This window comes from Duganella sp. CT11-25 (assembly GCF_047302815.1).
In the GTDB taxonomy this organism is placed as follows: Bacteria; Pseudomonadota; Gammaproteobacteria; order Burkholderiales; family Burkholderiaceae_D; genus Rugamonas.
This window is the reverse complement of sequence record NZ_JBKBFD010000001.1, coordinates 430606-448423: the sequence shown is the minus strand read 5'-3', so window position 1 is coordinate 448423 and position 17818 is coordinate 430606. Positions and strand designations below refer to the sequence as shown.

Sequence of the window (17818 nt, the reverse complement as noted above, 5' to 3'; positions counted from 1 at the left end):
TACACGGCCGCGCCGGTGATGCTACTTACGGGATTTGCTTATACGCACTAAATGATCCCCCTCGGTCGGCCGGCGTCGCTCCCGCAAAGTATTTACATGGCTTTCATTTTGAAATCCGTGGCATGCATTTTGCGGTTAGGTAAGAAATGTTATGACAGTTTCATTTCTCAACCCTGAAGGAGCGGTACCGATGAAGCAACCGATGCGCATGAAAAAACGTTTATTGACGCAAGCTGTATTACTGGCCCTGCAAGCGGGCGCCTGCACCGCAGCCCTGGCCGCCGAAGACAGCGCCGCCGCACCGGCAGCCCCCGCCGCGGTTGGCGACAATATCGAGGCGGTCATCGTCACCGGCACGCGCCGCAGCGGCCTCAAGGCGGTCGACAGCGCCTCGCCGATCCAGGTGCTCGACTCGGGCTCGCTGGAACGCACCGGCCAGCCGGACCTGATCCAGGCGCTGGCGCAAAACCTGCCCTCCTTCACCGCCCAGGCCTTCGGCGGCGACACCGCCAACCTGACGCTGTCGGCCCGCCTGCGCGGCCTGAGCCCGAACGACACGCTGGTGCTGGTCAACGGCAAGCGCCGCCACACCACCGCCAACCTGGCCGTGCTGGCCGGCCCGTTCCAGGGCGGCGCCGCCACCGACCTGAATTTCATCCCGGTGGCCGCCATCGACCACATCGAAGTGCTGCAGGACGGCGCGGCCGCCCAGTACGGCACCGACGCCATCGCCGGCGTCATCAACATCATCCTCAAGAAGGACAGCTCGGGCGGCTCGCTGACCACCACCGGCGGCGCCTACATCGACCAGGGCGGCCAGACCGGCGACGCCTCGTTCAACATGGGCTTCGAGCCCAACGACAAGAGCTACATCAACGTCACCGGCGAGCACAAGTACCACGCCCACAGCGACCGCTCCGACATCGACCCGCGCGTGGTCAACGCCGCCAACCTGGCCGCCATGCCCAACCTGACCAAGGCCGACGGCTACCCCTACGCCAACAAGATCGCCGGCGACGCCGCCTACCACATCTCGCTGCTGTCGCTCAACGCCGGATACGACCTCGGCGGCACCGAGCTGTACACCACCGCCACCTACGGCAAGAAGACCGCCGACGCCTTCGAGAACTACCGCGTGCCGAGCCGCCTGCCCAAGGTCTACCCGAACGGCTTCAATCCGCGCGAGGCGCTGGACGAAACCGACTTCGGCTTCACCGCCGGCGCCAAGGGCCTGCTGGCCGGCTGGAACTGGGACCTGAGCAGCACCTACGGCAAGGACGAGGCCGACATCGGCGTGGTCAACTCCGGCAACATCTCGCTGTTCAACGACACCGGCGCGACGCCGACCGAATTCCACGCCGGCACCTTCACCGCCAGCCAATGGACCACCTCGCTGGAACTGGCCAACGAATTCGCGGTCGGCTGGTCCAGCCCGCTGAGCGTGGCCGGCGGCCTCGAATACCGCCGCGACACCTACGCGATCGGCGCCGGCGACGCCGCCTCGCGCTACAAGGAAGGCTCGCAATCGTATCCGGGCTTCTCGCTGACCGACGCGGGCAGCCACAGCCGCAACAACAAATCGGTGTACATCGACGTCGCCGGCTCGCCGATCGCCAACCTGAAACTGGACGTGGCCGCCCGCTACGAAAAATACAGCGACTTCGGCAGCGCGCGGGTCGGCAAGTTCACCGGCCGCTACGACTTCACGCCGGCCGTCGCGCTGCGCGGCACCATCAGCAACGGCTTCCGCGCGCCGACCATGGCCGAGCAATACTACTCGGCCACCAACGTCTCGCCGACCCAGGCCTCGGTGCAGCTGGCGCCGAATTCGCCGGCCGCGTCGCTGATCGGCATCAACGGTTTGAAATCGGAAAAATCCACCAACTACAGCGTCGGCCTGGTGCTGCACCCGATCGCCAAATCGACGCTGACGATCGACGCCTACAGCATCGAGATCCGCGACCGCATCGTCGGCAGCGGCACCTTGTTCGGCTCCGGCAACACGGTGAACTCGCCGGCGGTGGTGGCGGCGATCAAAGCCAACGGCAACATCCTCGACCCGACCGTGACCCGTACCGGCATCAGCGTGTTCTCGAACGCGGCCGACACCAAGAACACGGGGCTGGAAGCGGTGTTCTCGTACAGCAGCAACTTTGCGGGAATGGGACGGGTGGACTGGTCGGCGGCCTACAACTACAACAAGGTCGAAGTCACCAAGATCAACCAGGCGCCGTCGCAATTGCTGCCGCAGAAGTTGCTGGACCAGGCGGCGATCGCCTCGCTGGAGAGTTCGTCGCCGAAGACCCGCTTGAATCTGGGTGCGCTGTGGAAGCTGGGCGACTGGACGGTGAACCTGCGCGAGTCGCTGTATGGTCCGTCGTCTTCATACAGTTCGCTGAACAACGTCGATTACTACCAGACCAAGATCGACACCTTGTTCACCACCGACCTCGAAGTCTCGTACCGCGCCACCAAGGCGATCACGGTGTCGGCCGGCGCCAACAACCTGTTCAACAAGTATCCGGACAAGGTGAACCAGGCCTACATCACGGCCGCGCGCGCGGCGCAGAACACGGCGGCGGTCACGCAATACCCGTCGTTTTCGCCGATCGGCATCAACGGCGGCTACTACTACGCCCGCCTCAACTACACCTTCTAAAGCAACTCCGGGGTCAGGTCCAAAACCTGGACACGACCTGAAGTGTAGCAATCTGTATGGCCGAGGTCGTGTCCAGGTTTTGGACCTGACCCCGGATGTAAAAAGGGCTGCGTAGTCGCAGCCCTTTTTTTACTTCACTTCGGTGACCGTCGTCTTGACGATCGGCTTGAGGATTTTTACCTTGGCTTTTTGCTTCAGCAGTTCGACGTATTCATACATCTCTTGCTGCGCCAGGATGGTGCCGATCTGCTCGGCTTCGGCCTTGCGCTGCTCGACGTTCTGCTCGGCTGGCTGCTGCACCTTGCCGATGCGGTACACGCCGTAGCCCATGCCCGGCACGTCCACGCCGACGTAGGCCGGCAGCTTGCTGGTGTCGGCTTTCATGATCGCTTGCATGGCCAGGCCGTTGATGTTCTCAGGCTTGGAGCGCGAGACCAGCTTGGCGGCGGCAAAGCCGGTGGCGTCGCCCGATTTCTTGAAGGCGGCCAGTTTCTCTTCGCCAGCCTTGGCGGCCAGCTTGGCGGCTTCTTCCATCGTCACGCGCTGACGGATCTGTGCATCGACTTCGGCCAGCGGACGCTTGGACGCAGGCTTGAAGTCGACGATGCGGCCAGCCACCAAGGTGCTCGGCGCGGTCTCGACCGCTTCGGTGTTGCGCTTGCTGCTGATCGAGTCGTTGGAGAACAGCGCGGCCAGGAACTTGGCGTTGTTGTACGGCGCAGGACCAGCCATCGGCGATGGCGTGCGCGAAATGCCGGCGGCGGTTTCGATCTTCAGGCCCAGCTTGTCGGCAACCGGCTTCAGGCTGTCGGACTGCTCGTACACGGTGTTGGTGAAGGCTTCAGCCATTTCCGAATACTTCTTGGCGGCTTTCTGCTTTTTCAGCGCTTCGGCCACTTCGACCTTGGCGGCGTCCAGCGGCTTGACCACGGCAGGCTTGAGTTCGGTCACGGTCAGCACGTGGTAGCCGAATTCCGATTCCACCGGGTCGCTGATCTCGCCCTGCTTCAGCTTGCCGATCGCGGTTTCCACCGGCGCGACCAGCGTGCCTTTTTCGATCACGCCCAGGTCGCCGCCCTGCTCGGCCGAACCCGGATCTTCCGACTTGGCCTTGGCGATGGCGGCGAATTGCGCTGGATTCTTGCGCACTTCGGCGGCAATGGCGTCGGCCTTGGCCTTGGCGGCTGCCTTGTCGGCGGCGCTGGCGCCTTTCTTGACGGTCACCAGGATGTGGCTGGCGCGGCGGCTCTCAGGCGTGGTGAAACCGGCCTGGTTGGCGTTGTAGTAGGCCGCCACTTCGGCGTCGGTGACGGCGATCTGGCTCAGCACCGCGTCGTTGTTGAACACCACGTACTCGATCTTGGCCTGTTCCGGCAGTTCGAAGAACTTGCTGTTCTTGTCGTAGAAGGCCTTGACCATCTCGTCGGTCACCTTGACCTGCGGGACGAAGTCGGTGACCGGCAACAGCAGTTCCTGCACTTCGCGTTCCTGCGCGCCGATGTCGGACAGCGTCTTGGAAATGGTGCGCGGCGCGAAGCCGGTGCCCTGGATCGCGTTGCCCAGCTGTTGCAGCGCCATGTCGCGGCGCATGCGGGCATCGTTCTGCTCCGGACGCAGGCCTTGCGCGGCCAGGATGGCGATGTAGCGCTCCTTGTCGAAGGCGCCGGGGCCGCCGAACATCTCGACGATGGCCTTCTGCAGCTGCGCATCGGACACGCTCAGGTTGGAATGGATCACTTCAGCCGCGATCGCGCGCTCGGCGATCAGCTGGTCAAGGATGTTTTGCTTGAATTCCGGCGTGTCGAACATCTTCTGGTCGAACTGGGCGCCGAGGCGCTGGCGATAAGAGTCCAGCTGGTTGCGCAAGGCGTTGTCGAACTCAAGCTGGCTCAAAGGTTTGCCGTCGATCTTGGCGATCGTGGTGGCGTCGTCGCCGAAGCTTTGGTAACTGCCGATACCGACGAATGCAAACGACGGGACGATGATGATCGCCAGGAGTATTTGCATCAAGCGTTGATGGGTACGAATAAATTCAAACATGGTCTGCCAATTCGGATTGAGTGGAACTTGCACATACAAAAAAAGCGAACTCGCGTTCGCCAATTCCGGTTCGCGGATTTTACAGTGCACACCCCTCCATAGCAAGGGTAAATCCTTGGCAAAACAGACACGTTGCCCGTGCGGGCAACAAAAAGCCCGCCGCAGCGGGCTTGAAACCGCTCCAGGCCGGATTTAGCCCCGGCGCCGGCGGCGCGCCACGGCGCCCAGCAGGCCCAGGCCGCCAAGCAGCATGCCGTAGCTTGCCGGTTCCGGCACCGGCGCGGCGGCGCTGGCGACGGCCACACGGTCCAGCAGCGCGCCCTGGTTGTCGTTGCCGCTGTCGATGAAACTGAAGCCGGCCTTGCCGGTGGAGGTCGCGGTGTAGCTCAGTGTGTAGGTGGTGAAGGCGTCGCCGGCGTTGCGGGTGTAGACCTGGCTGACGCTGCCGAAATTGACTTCGACCGTGTCGGGGCCGGCGCCGCGCTGGTTGCCGGCCAGGTCAAAGCTCAGCGTGTAGGTCTGGCCGCTGACCACCGACACCGCGTTGGCGAAGATGCCGGCGTTGTTGCTGGAGCCATCCAGGTCGATGTAGCGGCCGTTGCCGGGCGCCAGGTCGAAGATGCCGCCGGCGCCGATCACGTCGACCGTGCCGCCGCTGACCGACCAGCCGCCGTTGAAGCTGAGCGCGTTCAGCGCCAGCGTGTCGGTGTCGAAATTATCGGCGTACACCGTGGCCGCCTGGGCCGCCGATGCGCTGAGCAAGGCTGCCCCGATAAGGATTTTTTTAAAGAACATAATATTTCCCCTCCGCTTTAAATTACATTTTAAGCAATCAAGTTAATACAATGTCACGGCATATCCGCCAGGACGCCGCATTTTACAAGCCTCCAGTCCGCCACTCGCGCACGGTACCGGCAGATAATAAAAGTTTCTAAGGGAGATATTAATGAGGATAATCGAATAATACGGAGCGGAAAAAGAAAAACCCCGCAGCTTAATATAAGCTGCGGGGCATCTTGTTCTTGGCGGAGCGGACGGGACTCGAACCCGCGACCCCCGGCGTGACAGGCCGGTATTCTAACCAACTGAACTACCGCTCCTTGGTCAAACTCAATGTTGTATTTTGTTGGCGGAGCGGACGGGACTCGAACCCGCGACCCCCGGCGTGACAGGCCGGTATTCTAACCAACTGAACTACCGCTCCAACAAAACACTGGGTACTACTTTTTACTGCAGCAAAACTGGTGGGCGGTGAGAGGCTCGAACTCCCGACCTAAGCCTTGTAAGGGCTCCGCTCTACCAACTGAGCTAACCGCCCAATCTTGCCTTTAATGAGCAGCTTGTTGCTGTGCTGCTCACTGAAGTCCGTTAGTTTACAGCATCTTTCAAAGCTTTACCAGCTTTAAATTTAGGAACTTTCGCTGCCTCGATGGTGATCTCTTCCTTGGTGCGCGGATTGCGGCCGGTACGGGCAGCGCGTTCGCTCACGGAGAAGGTACCAAAGCCGACCAGGGTCACGCTGTCGTTCTTTTGCAGGGTGGTGGTTACACCGTCGATCACCGCGTCCAGCGCGCGTGCAGCAGCCGCTTTCGAGATATCAGCGGTGGTAGCAATATGGTCGATCAATTCAGTCTTATTCAAAGCAATTCCCCGTCACAAAGGTTATATCGGTCGCCCCACAAAAAATACGGCATTTAAAAACCGAGTGCGGGGCCGAGAAAAATCTCAGGCCGTATTAAACAAGCCAGCCCGCCCCTGTGTCAAGCGCTGCACTGTAGAAAAACAGGCTTAAATAACAAACAGGCGCTATAAAAGCGCCTGTTTGTGCACAACAAGTTACTAATGCGGCGGAAAAGTTAGTGTTTTACCACTTCCGTTTGGCCGTCGGCTTTGGCGGCGGCCGCAGCCACCGCTTCCACCGGTGCGGTTTCCGTCAGCGCTTCCGGCATGCGTTCCAGCGCGATTTCCAGCACTTTGTCGATCCAACGCACCGGCACGATCTCCAGCTTGTTTTTGACGTTGTCCGGAATGTCGGCCAGGTCCTTGACGTTCTGCTCGGGGATCAGCACGGTCTTGATGCCGCCGCGCTGCGCCGCCAGCAGCTTTTCTTTCAAGCCGCCGATCGGCAGCACTTCGCCGCGCAGGGTGATCTCACCCGTCATGGCCACGTCCGCGCGGACCGGAATCCCGGTGAACACCGACACCATCGCCACCGTCATCGCCGCGCCGGCCGAAGGACCGTCTTTCGGCGTTGCGCCTTCCGGCACGTGGATGTGGATGTCGCTCTTCTCAAACACCTCGTTCTTGATGCCGAGGCGATTGGCGCGGCTGCGCACCACGGTGCGGGCTGCCTCGATCGACTCCTTCATCACGTCGCCCAGGGTGCCGGTGCGTATCACGCCGCCCTTGCCCGGCATCTGCACGGCCTCGATGGTCAGCAGATCGCCGCCCACCTCGGTCCATGCCAGACCCACGACCTGGCCGATCTGGTTTTCCTTTTCCGCGACGCCGAAATCGTAGCGGCGCACGCCCAGGAACTTGTCCAGGTTTTTATTGGTGACCGCGACCTTCTTATCCGATTTTTTCAGCAGCAGCATCTTGACGACTTTGCGGCAGATTTTCGACACTTCGCGTTCCAGCGAACGGACGCCGGCTTCGCGGGTGTAGTAGCGGATGATGTCGCGCAGCGCCGACTCGGCCACCGAGATTTCATCTTCCTTCAGACCGTTGTTCTTGATCTGCTTCGGCAGCAGGTAGCGCTGGGCGATGCTGGTCTTCTCGTCTTCCGTGTAACCGGACAGGCGGATCACTTCCATGCGGTCCAGCAGCGCCGGCGGGATGTTGTACGAGTTCGACGTCGCCACGAACATCACATCGGACAGGTCGAAATCGACTTCGATGTAGTGGTCGGAGAACGTGTGGTTTTGCTCGGGGTCCAGCACCTCCAGCAGGGCCGACGACGGATCGCCGCGGAAGTCCGCGCCCATCTTGTCGATCTCGTCCAGCAGGAACAGCGGATTGCGCACGCCGACTTTCGCCAGCGACTGCAGCACCTTGCCCGGCATCGAGCCGATGTAGGTGCGGCGGTGGCCGCGGATCTCGGCTTCGTCGCGCACGCCGCCCAGGGCCATGCGCACGAACTTGCGGTTGGTGGCGCGGGCGATGGACTGGCCCAGCGAGGTCTTGCCGACGCCCGGAGGACCGACGAAGCACAGGATCGGCGCTTTCAGCTTGTCGACGCGCTGTTGTACCGCGAGGTATTCCAGGATGCGTTCCTTGACCTTATCCAGGCCGTAGTGATCGCCTTCCAGCACTTTCTCGGCGTTCGACAGGTCGTTGTTGACCTTGGATTTTTTCTTCCATGGCAGGCTCACCAGCGTGTCGATGTAGTTGCGCACGACGGTGGCTTCGGCCGACATCGGCGACATCAGCTTGAGTTTTTTCAGTTCGGCGGTGGCCTTGTCCAGCGCCTCTTTCGGCATCTTGGCCAGCGCGACTTTCTTCTCCAGCTCGTCCAGGTCGGCGCCGTCCTCGCCCTCGCCCAGTTCCTTCTGGATGGCTTTGACCTGTTCGTTCAGGTAGTACTCGCGCTGCGACTTTTCCATCTGGCGCTTGACGCGGCCGCGGATGCGCTTCTCGACCTGCAGGATGTCGAGTTCGCCTTCCAGCTGGCCCAGCAAGTGTTCCAGGCGCTTGGCCACGCTGAAGATTTCCAGGATCACCTGTTTCTGCTCAAGCTTCAGCGGCAGGTGCGCGGCGACGGTGTCGGCCAAGCGGCCGGCGTCGTCGATGCCCGACAGCGAAGCGAGGATTTCAGGCGGGATCTTTTTGTTCAGCTTGACGTACTGGTCGAACTGCTGAACGATGGCGCGGCGCATCGCTTCGATTTCCGAGTCGTCGCCCAGCTCGGAATCGAGCGGCGTCAGGTCGGCCACGAAGTGCGTCGGCGCGTCGGTGATGCGATTGATGCGCGCGCGCTGAGCGCCCTCGACCAGCACCTTCACGGTGCCGTCAGGCAGTTTCAGCATTTGCAGAATATTGGCCACGCAGCCGATCTCGTAGATATCGGAAGCAGAAGGTTCGTCCTTGGCAGCGGCTTTTTGCGCGGCAAGCATGATGCTCTTGCCCTGCTCCATAGCGGCTTCCAGCGCCTTGATCGATTTTGGGCGCCCTACGAACAGCGGTATCACCATATGCGGGAAAACTACAACATCCCGCAGCGGCAATAACGGCAGTTGAGTTTGCTCAGTTAATTTGGAAGTTGTCATGGCGTACCTTATGTGAAAGCGTGATTATGATGTGGGCGCTGATTTGCCAAATCACAAGACCGAACTGCAACAAATAATTCTCCTAAAGAAGAGTATTCAAGGATGCGAGTCGACCTCTAAAAGAATACATCAAATAAAAAAGCCACGCGCGACAGGGCAGTCACGAGTGGCTTTCCGAATGAAGCCTGTATTCTTTTATTGATTTAAATTGTACCGCCTTGCCTCACGGATGCGAAATGAATTTTGCATCGGCAAGGACAAGTGTGCACAAGTTATTTAATTCTCACCAGACGCCTTGGCCTGGTCTTGATATATCAATAAAGGTTTGGCGCCACTGGTGATGGTATTCTCATCAATAACCACTTTGGTGACATTGGTTTCATTTGGCAGTTCATACATCGTATCCAGCAATGCGTGTTCCAGGATCGAACGCAGGCCGCGCGCGCCAGTCTTGCGCGCCAGCGCCTTTTTGGCGATGGCATGCAGGGCGGCCGGACGGATTTCCAGTTCGGCGCCTTCCATGTCCAGCAGCTTGGAATACTGCTTGACCAGCGCGTTCTTCGGCTCGACCAGGATCTGGATCAGCGCTTCCTCGGTCAGTTCCGACAGCGTGGCGACCACCGGCAGGCGGCCCACCAGTTCGGGGATCAGGCCGAACTTGATCAAGTCTTCCGGTTCCGCTTCCAACAGCATTTCGCTGGCGTTGCGCTCCGACTTGCTCTTCACGGTGGCCGAGAAGCCGATGCCGGATTTCTCCGAACGGTTGGCGATGACCTTGGCCAGGCCGTCAAATGCGCCGCCGCAGATGAACATGATGTTGGTGGTGTCGATCTGCACGAAGTCCTGGTTAGGATGCTTGCGCCCGCCTTGTGGCGGCACCGAGGCCATGGTGCCCTCGATCAGTTTCAGCAGCGCCTGCTGCACGCCCTCGCCCGACACGTCGCGGGTGATCGACGGATTGTCCGACTTGCGCGAGATCTTGTCGATCTCGTCGATGTAGACGATGCCGCGCTGGGCCTTGTCGACGTCGTAGTTGCAGCTTTGCAACAGTTTCTGGATGATATTCTCGACGTCCTCGCCCACATAGCCCGCTTCGGTCAGCGTGGTGGCGTCGGCGATGACGAACGGCACGTTCAGCATGCGCGCCAGGGTCTGGGCCAGCAGGGTCTTGCCGGAGCCGGTAGGGCCGACCAGCAGGATGTTGCTCTTGGCCAGTTCGATATCGTCTTTCTTGCCCAGGTGCTTCAAGCGCTTGTAGTGGTTGTACACCGCCACCGACAGGATGCGCTTGGCCGTTTGCTGGCCGATGACGTACTGGTCCAGCAAGTCCTTGATTTCGTGCGGGGTCGGCAGGTCCGACTTGGCGCCCGTGACCGACTCGATGGCCGAGGTTTCATCGCGGATGATGTCGTTGCACAGATCGATGCATTCGTCGCAGATGAAGACCGACGGGCCGGCGATGAGTTTCTTTACCTCATGCTGGCTTTTGCCGCAAAACGAGCAGTACAGTAATTTTTCGCCGCTGGAGGATTTTTTGTCTGACATGGGGCAGTTTTCTTTGGGTTACTGAAAGGCTTAGCTGTTGCCAGGAAGCAGTGATCGCTACGAATGCAGTCCGGAAAAGTCCGCCTACAACCACATGCTACCCGAAATAAAAACGAAACGCCCGAACGATTAATCGCCCGGGCGTCTTTTCAGCCATGCTGCGATGGAAGCATCAAGCCCGGGTGGCCAACATTTTGTCGATCAAACCGTACTCTACAGCCTCTTCCGCCGACATGAAACGATCGCGATCGGTGTCTTTGGCGATCTGCTCGACGGATTGGCCGGTACGCTCGGCCATGATCGAGTTCAGACGGTGACGCAGGTACAGGATTTCCTTGGCCTGGATTTCGATGTCCGAAGCCATGCCTTGCGAGCCGCCCGACGGCTGGTGAATCATGATGCGCGAGTTCGGCAGCGAGAAACGCTTGCCCTTGGCGCCGGCGGCCAGCAGGAAGGCGCCCATCGAGGCGGCCATGCCGGTGCACAGCGTCGAGACGTCCGGCTTGATGAACTGCATCGTATCGAAGATCGCCAGGCCGGCCGACACGGAGCCGCCCGGAGAGTTGATGTACAGCGAGATGTCCTTGTCTGGATTTTCGCTTTCCAGGAACAGCAACTGGGCCACCACCAGGTTGGCCATCTGGTCGTTGACCGGGCCGACCATGAAGATAATGCGTTCCTTGAGCAGGCGCGAGTAGATGTCGTAAGAGCGCTCGCCGCGGCCGCTTTGTTCCACCACCATCGGCACCAGGCCGAGCATTTCAGTGTCCAGCGCCGGATTTCGGTTCATACCAGTCATTCCATTTCCTTGTGAAGCAGCTATAGGCCGGAGTGTGAATTTTACATCAATTCCTTGCATCAAACTCGCACGTCCGGCCGATGCTGAATTACGCTTGAGCGTTGCTTCCCATCAGTTCGTCGAAGGCAACAACCTTGGACGAAGTTTTCGACAGGCCCAGGACGTAGTTGACGACGTTTTCTTCCAATACAAGGGCTTCGACTTCGGCCAGGCGGCGGCGATCGCTGTAGTAGTACTTCAGCACTTCGCGCGGGTCTTCGTAGCTCTGTGCGAAGTCTTCGACTTGCGCCTTGACCTGTTCAGGCTGGGCTTGCAGCTTGTTCTCGCCGACCAGTTGCGACAGGATCAGGCCCAGGCGTACGCGACGCTCGGCTTTGTCCGCGAACAGTTCCGGCGGGAATGGCACGTCCTTGACGTTCATGCCGCGCTGCGCCATGTCCTGGCGGGTCATTTCGGCCAGGCGCTCGGTGTCTTGGGCGATCAGGGCCTTCGGCACGTCCAGGGTCGCGGTTTTCACCAGCGCGTCCATGACGGCTTCCTTGTTGCGCGCTTTCACGCGGCCCGCGACTTCGCGTTCCAGGTTGACTTTGATGTCTTCGCGCATTTTAGCGACGTCGCCGTCGGCCACGCCCAGCGACTTGGCGAATTCCGCACCGACTTCCGGCAGGTGCGCCCATTCCAGCTTTTTCAGGGTGATGGTGAACGATGCGGTTTTACCGGCGACGTCCTTGCCATGGTAGTCCTCTGGGAAAGCCAGTGGGAAGGTCTTGGCTTCGCCGACTTTCAGGCCGACGGTGGCGGCTTCGAATTCCGGCAGCATGCGGCCTTCGCCCAGCACGAACGTGTAGTCGTCAGCTTTGCCGCCTGGGAACTCGACGTCGTCGATCGAACCGACGAAGTCCACGGTCACGCGGTCGCCGTTGGCTGCGACTGGCGCGCCGCCGTCGCCGTGTTCGCCGGCTTCACCCTTGGTGTGGAAGTGCACGCGCTGCTTGCGCAGGATTTCGATGGTCTTGTCGATTTCCGCGTCCGAGACGTCGGCCTTGACGGTTTCGATTTCCACGGCCGACAGGTCGCCAACGACCACGTCCGGGTAGATTTCGAAGGTCGCGTCGAAGGTCAGGACGCCGGCTGGCGATTCCTGCTTAGGCTCGATGTTCGGGTAGCCTGCTACGCGCAGTTGGTTTTCGTTTGCTGCGTCGTTGAAAGCGCGGCCAACTTTATCGTTCAGCACTTCGGTCTCGATCTGATAACCGTATTGTGCCGCGACCATTTTCAGAGGAACTTTACCCGGACGGAAGCCTGGTGCCTTAGCCGTTTTGGCTTGCACTTTCAGGCGCTTCTCAACTTCGGTGCGGACTTCGGTCAGCGGGAAGGAGATCGTGATACGACGTTCGAGTTTGCCTAAGGTTTCGACTGCAGTTGCCATGTAAAAATCGTCCAAAAAATAAGAATACAGTTGGTGCGAGGAGGGGGACTCGAACCCCCACACCATTGCTGGCGTCAGGACCTAAACCTGGTGCGTCTACCAATTTCGCCATCCTCGCGGCATGTTTGCACAAAAGCAAAGGGCGACCCGTAAGTGAAAACGGTCGCCCTGTTCCTGCTAAATTTCGCAGGAGCTTTCAACTTCAACGCGGTATTTTAACGGGTTTTTCAGCGAAATGTGGCGATTTTTAATCTCTCGCCAACATTCCGGTGATTTTTGCCCATTTTCACTGTTATTGGCATGCTTTTGCCTCGCGCAACTGCTTGCGCAGCTCGGTTTGCAGCCATTGATTATCCCGATTTCGAATACTGCTGATATCTGTTTCGATTTTCCGGATGTCGTGTTCCGACGGGCAGGCCTTTTTAGGCCGAGGCGCGCCCTGTTCTTCGCGCACGGTTTCGCGCACCAGCCGGCGCAGTTCGCCGTCAGGGTATGGCGGCTTGCCCTCGTCCGCAGCCGACATGGCCGGCATGGCCATCGGCGCGGGCGGCGGGTCGTGGCGGGCGGTGGCCGGGCCGTCGACCTTGCGCTGCTCGCCGCTGGCGCACGGCGTATCCTGATAGGACAATGCGCCATTGGCTTGCCTGCAGCGGTAGATCTCCGCCTGCGCGGCGCCCGTGGCAAGCACGAGCGCCGCGCAGGCGAGCGGCCATTTCATCATAGACATGACGCTGCCTGCGATCATGCTTGCGGCTTCTCGACGCGGAACCAGGCCGCATACAGCGCCGGCAGGAACAGCAGCGTCAGCGCCGTGGCCAGGATCAGCCCGCCCATGATCGCCACCGCCATCGGCCCCCAGAACACCGAGCGCGACAACGGGATCATCGCCAGCGCCGCGGCGGCGGCCGTCAGGATGATAGGACGGCAACGGCGCACCGCCGATTCGACGATCGCGGTCCACGGGTCGTGGCCGGCCTTGATATCCTGCTCGATCTGGTCCACCAGGATCACCGAGTTACGGATAATCATGCCGAACAGCGCGATGATGCCCAGGTTGGCCACAAAGCCCAGCGGACGCCCCAGCAACAGCAAGGCCATCGCCGCCCCCGCCACGCCCAGCGGCCCGGTCAGGAACACCAGCAGCGCCCGCGAGAAGCTGTGCAGTTGCAACATCAGCAGCGTGAAGATCAGGAAGATCGCCAGCGGCAGGTTGGCCGCGATCGACGCCTCCGCCGTGCCGCTGTCGGCCGCCGCGCCCTTGACGGTGATGGCGTAGCCGGCCGGCAGCGCGTCGCGCAGCGCCTTCAGCTGCGGGTCGATCTGGCCGGAGACGGTCGGCCCCTGGATGTTGTCGGCCACGTCGGACTGCACGGTGATCGCCCAGTCGCGCCCTTCCCGCCACACCACGCCCGGCTCCCACACGAAATGCGCGCGCGCCAGCTGGCTGATGGTCACCGACTTGCCGCTGCCGGTAGGGATATTGGTGTCGTTCAGGATCGAGATGGTCTTGCGCTCCTCGATCGGCTGGCGGATCTGGATGTCGATCAGCTTGATGCCCTCGCGGAACTGGCCGATGGTGGTGCCGGACAGGATCGTGTTGGCCGCGCGCATCACCGTTTGCGAGGTCACGCCCAGCGCGCGCATCTTGTCCTGGTCCAGGTCCAGGCGCAACACCTTGATCGACTCGTTCCAGTTATCGTTGACGCCCAGCGTGTTCGGATTGGCGCGCATGATGTCCTTCACCTGGTCGGCGATGGCGCGCACCTTGTCCACCTCGCCGCCGGTCACGCGGAACTGCACCGGATACGGCACCGGCGGCCCGTTCGGCAGCAGCTTGACGCGGCCGCGCACTTCCGGGAAGTCGCGCTTGAAGATGTCGACGATCTTGTCGCGCAGCGCCGAGCGCGCGTGCAAATCCTTCGGCAGCACGACGATCTGCGACACATTGGTCTGCGGGAAGATCTGGTCCAGCGGCAGGTAGAAGCGCGGCGAGCCGGTGCCGACGTAGCTGGTCACGCTGACCACGCCGTCCTGCTTGCGGATGAAGGCCTCGAACTTCTTCACCTGCGCCTCGTTGGCGGCGAAGGTCGTGCCCTCCGGCGTCCACAGCTCGACCATCAGTTCGGGGCGGCTGGAATCCGGGAAGAACTGCTTCTCGATGAACTTGAAGCCGTACACGCCCAGCGCGAACACCACCAGCGTCGCCGCGATCGTGGTCTTGCGGTATTCGACGCACCAGTTGACCACCGCGCGGAACTTGCGGAAGCCCGGCGTATCGAACAGGTCGTGCTCGCTGCTGCCGTCCGCGTGCGGCTTGACCTTCAGCAGCACGTAGCCGAGGTAGGGCGTGAACGTCACCGCCACCACCCACGAAATCACCAGCGCCAGCGCGTTGACCGAGAACAGCGAGAAGGTGTACTCGCCCGCCGCCGACTTGGCCAGCCCGATCGGCAGGAAGCCCGCCACGGTGATCAGGGTGCCGGTCAGCATCGGGATCGCGGTGGATTTATAGGCGAAGGTGGCGGCGTCGAAGCGCGACATGCCCTCCTCCATCTTGCGCACCATCATTTCCACGGCGATGATGGCGTCGTCCACCAGCAGGCCCAGCGCGATGATCAGCGCGCCCAGCGATATCTTGTGCAGGTCGATGTCCAGCACCCGCATGAACAGGAAGGTCACCGACAGCACCAGCGGTATCGTCAGCGCCACCACCAGGCCGGGACGCACGTCCAGCCGCAGCCTGGGCTTGGAATGCAGGCCCAGCGCGACGAAGCTGACGGCCAGCACGATCAGCACCGCCTCGATCAGCGTGTGCACGAACTCGCCGACCGAAGCCTTGACGGCTTCCGGCTGGTCCGACACGCGCTCCAGTTCGATACCGACCGGCAGCTTGGCCTTCATCTCGGCCACGGTCTTCTCCATGTGCTTGCCGAGCTGGATGATGTTGCCGCCCTTCTCCATCGACACGCCCAGGCCGATCACTTCCTTGCCGTTGAAACGCATCTTGTTGCCCGGCGGGTCCTGGTATTCGCGCTTGATGACGGCGAAGTCGCCCAGGCGGAAGGTGGTGCCGTTGGCGCGCAGCTCCAGCTCTTCCAGGTCCTTGACGGTCTTCAGCGCGCCGGTCACCCGCACCTGCAGGTTATCGGTCGGCGTCACCAGCACGCCGGTGGCCTCGACGCTGTTCTGCGTGGCGATCTGGTTGACGATGGCCTCGAACGGAATGCCCAGCTGCGCGAATTTCTTGTGCGAGAACTCGATGTTGATCTTCTCGTCCTGCACGCCGAACAGCTCGACCTTGGACACCAGCGGCACGCCCAGCAGCTGCTGGCGCACGAAGTCGGCGTAGTCCTTCATCTCGGCATAGGTAAAGCCGTCGCCGGACAGCGCGAAGATGGAACCGTAGGTATCGCCGAACTCGTCGTTGAAGAACGGTCCCTGCACGCCCGAAGGCAAGGTGCCGCGGATGTCGCCGATCTTCTTGCGCACCTGGTACCAGGATTGCGCCACTTCCTTGGGCGGCGCCGATTCGCGCAGCTTGAGGATGATGGTGGTCTCGCCCGGCTTGGAATAGCTCGATATTTCGTCGATATCGGGCGTTTCCTGCAGTTTTTTCTCCAGCTTGTCGGTGACCTGCTCGGCCATCTGCAGCGAGGTCGCGCCCGGCCAGTTGGCCCGCACCACCATCGCGCGGAAGGTAAACGGCGGATCCTCGTCCTGGCCCAGGTTGGAATAGCTGAGCGCGCCGCCGATCAGCAGCACCGCGATCAGGTAGCGCGTCAGCGGGATATGTTCTAGCGCCCAGCGTGAGAGATTGAAGCCGTCCTTCATTTGGCGGCCCCTGCGACGGCCGGTGCGGGCGCAGTGGGAACGTCGTCGCCGAGGATCTTGACTTTCTGGCCCGGCTTGAGCAGGTTGACGCCCGCCGTGACCACGGTCTGGCCGGCCTTGACGCCACTCGAGAGCACCAGATCGTTGCCGGCCGCGCCGGCGATGGTGACCGGCACCAGCTTGACGACGCCGCCCTCCACCACCCACACCGAGGTCGCGGATTTTTCATAGAACAGCGCGGTCAGCGGCACCTTGATCTGCGGCGTCGGGGTCTTGGAGGCGAACTGCACCACGGCCGTCATGCCCAGCTTGGCCTCGGCCAGGCTGTCCGGGATCGAGACCTTGACCGTGTAGGTGCGGGTCGAAGGATCGGCCACCGGCGAGATTTCGCGGATCTTGCCCGCCACCACATTCTTCGGATCGGCCCACAGGCGCACCTGCACGTCCTGGATGCGGCGCAGCGTGTCGACCTTGTCTTCCGGCAGGCCGATGACGATTTCCTTCTCGCCCGACTTGGCCACCCGCACCACCGGCGTGCCGGCCGCCATGACCTGGCCGACTTCGGCGTCGACCGCCGTCACCACGCCGTCCACATCCGACACCAGCTGCGCATAGCCGGCCTGGTTGGACTGGCCGCGATACGCCGCCCGGGAGGCATCGACATTCGCCTGCGCGGATTTATAGGTGGAATCCTTGGCGTCCAGCACCGCCTGGCTGACGAAGCTCTTGCTGCGCAGTTCCTGGTAGCGCTGCAGCTCGGCCTTGGCCAGGTCGCGATTGGTTTCGGCGGCGCGCAGGCCGGCCAGCGCCTGCGCCTGCGACAGCTGCAAGTCCTGCGGATCGAGCTGCATCAGCAGCTGGCCGTGCTTGACCAGCGTGCCGACGTCGACCTTGCGGCTGACGATCTTGCCGCCGACGCGGAAACCCAGCCGCGATTCCACGCGCGGCCGCACCTCGCCGGAAAACTCGGCGTTGACGTCGATATCGCTGCTGGCCAGCTTGATGGCGCGCACCGGGCGGATGTCTTCGACCTTCTCGGCCGGCTTGGAACAGGCGGCCAACGTGGCGGCCAACAGGGTGATAAATAGAAGGGAAATTTTAGGGGCAACCACGGCATCTTCCTTTAACTTGCTCTGGACTGTAGATAGCACTACTATTACGGGTTGGAAATTAATGACTTTCCGTTAATTAATTATAAGCCGAGCAAATTCGTTTGCAAATGACTTTTGCGTCATTAATTTTATTTT

11 protein-coding genes and 4 tRNA genes are annotated in these 17818 nt (G+C 61.3%); 1 reads left to right on the top strand and 14 read right to left on the bottom strand.

All coding sequences use genetic code 11. The features are described 5' to 3' along the window. Positions 1 to 190 precede the first annotated feature (190 nt). Positions 191 to 2659: a TonB-dependent receptor plug domain-containing protein gene (locus ACEN9F_RS01805; protein ID WP_413417227.1), complete on the top strand. Its 2469-nt coding sequence runs from the start codon at positions 191 to 193 to the stop codon at positions 2657 to 2659. A 129-nt stretch (positions 2660 to 2788) separates the two neighbouring features. On the opposite strand, the gene ACEN9F_RS01800 is transcribed toward ACEN9F_RS01805, so the two are convergent. The 14 genes from ACEN9F_RS01800 to ACEN9F_RS01735 all read right to left on the bottom strand — a co-directional run bounded on the left by ACEN9F_RS01800 (position 2789) and on the right by ACEN9F_RS01735 (position 17683). Continuing rightward, positions 2789 to 4699, bottom strand: a complete 1911-nt coding sequence (locus tag ACEN9F_RS01800; RefSeq protein WP_413417225.1) for a SurA N-terminal domain-containing protein — start codon at positions 4697 to 4699, stop codon at positions 2789 to 2791. A gap of 192 nt (positions 4700 to 4891) precedes the next feature. Continuing rightward, entirely contained in the window at positions 4892 to 5494 is a 603-nt protein-coding gene (locus ACEN9F_RS01795) for a PEP-CTERM sorting domain-containing protein (protein WP_413417223.1), read from the bottom strand. Between the two features lie 228 nt (positions 5495 to 5722). Continuing rightward, positions 5723 to 5799 (bottom strand) — tRNA-Asp (locus ACEN9F_RS01790). A 27-nt stretch (positions 5800 to 5826) separates the two neighbouring features. Continuing rightward, a tRNA-Asp gene (locus tag ACEN9F_RS01785) sits at positions 5827 to 5903 on the bottom strand. 38 nt (positions 5904 to 5941) lie between these two features. Then, positions 5942 to 6017 (bottom strand) — tRNA-Val (locus tag ACEN9F_RS01780). Between the two features lie 50 nt (positions 6018 to 6067). After that, the gene (locus ACEN9F_RS01775) at positions 6068 to 6340 is read right to left on the bottom strand and encodes an HU family DNA-binding protein (RefSeq protein ID WP_070266615.1); all 273 of its coding nucleotides are present in this window, start codon (positions 6338 to 6340) and stop codon (positions 6068 to 6070) included. Between the two features lie 215 nt (positions 6341 to 6555). Beyond that, positions 6556 to 8967: an endopeptidase La gene (gene lon / locus ACEN9F_RS01770; RefSeq protein WP_413417221.1), complete on the bottom strand. Its 2412-nt coding sequence runs from the start codon at positions 8965 to 8967 to the stop codon at positions 6556 to 6558. A gap of 276 nt (positions 8968 to 9243) precedes the next feature. Then, on the bottom strand, positions 9244 to 10512 hold the full coding sequence (gene clpX, locus ACEN9F_RS01765; RefSeq protein WP_413417219.1) for an ATP-dependent Clp protease ATP-binding subunit ClpX: 1269 nt from the start codon (positions 10510 to 10512) through the stop codon (positions 9244 to 9246). Between the two features lie 172 nt (positions 10513 to 10684). Further along, positions 10685 to 11302, bottom strand: a complete 618-nt coding sequence (gene clpP, locus ACEN9F_RS01760) for an ATP-dependent Clp endopeptidase proteolytic subunit ClpP (RefSeq protein WP_413426936.1) — start codon at positions 11300 to 11302, stop codon at positions 10685 to 10687. Positions 11303 to 11399: 97 nt separating this feature from the next. Then, positions 11400 to 12740: a trigger factor gene (gene tig / locus ACEN9F_RS01755; protein ID WP_413417217.1), complete on the bottom strand. Its 1341-nt coding sequence runs from the start codon at positions 12738 to 12740 to the stop codon at positions 11400 to 11402. 31 nt (positions 12741 to 12771) lie between these two features. Then, positions 12772 to 12858, bottom strand: a tRNA-Leu gene (locus ACEN9F_RS01750). A gap of 174 nt (positions 12859 to 13032) precedes the next feature. Next, positions 13033 to 13485: a DUF4124 domain-containing protein gene (locus ACEN9F_RS01745; protein ID WP_413417215.1), complete on the bottom strand. Its 453-nt coding sequence runs from the start codon at positions 13483 to 13485 to the stop codon at positions 13033 to 13035. Next, positions 13482 to 16571: an efflux RND transporter permease subunit gene (locus ACEN9F_RS01740; protein ID WP_413417213.1), complete on the bottom strand. Its 3090-nt coding sequence runs from the start codon at positions 16569 to 16571 to the stop codon at positions 13482 to 13484. Before ACEN9F_RS01740 ends, ACEN9F_RS01745 begins: the two co-directional genes overlap by 4 nt. Continuing rightward, positions 16568 to 17683 carry an efflux RND transporter periplasmic adaptor subunit gene (locus ACEN9F_RS01735; protein ID WP_413417211.1) on the bottom strand — a complete coding sequence of 372 codons (1116 nt, stop codon included), beginning with the start codon at positions 17681 to 17683 and terminating at the stop codon, positions 16568 to 16570. Before ACEN9F_RS01735 ends, ACEN9F_RS01740 begins: the two co-directional genes overlap by 4 nt. Positions 17684 to 17818: the final 135 nt, after the last annotated feature.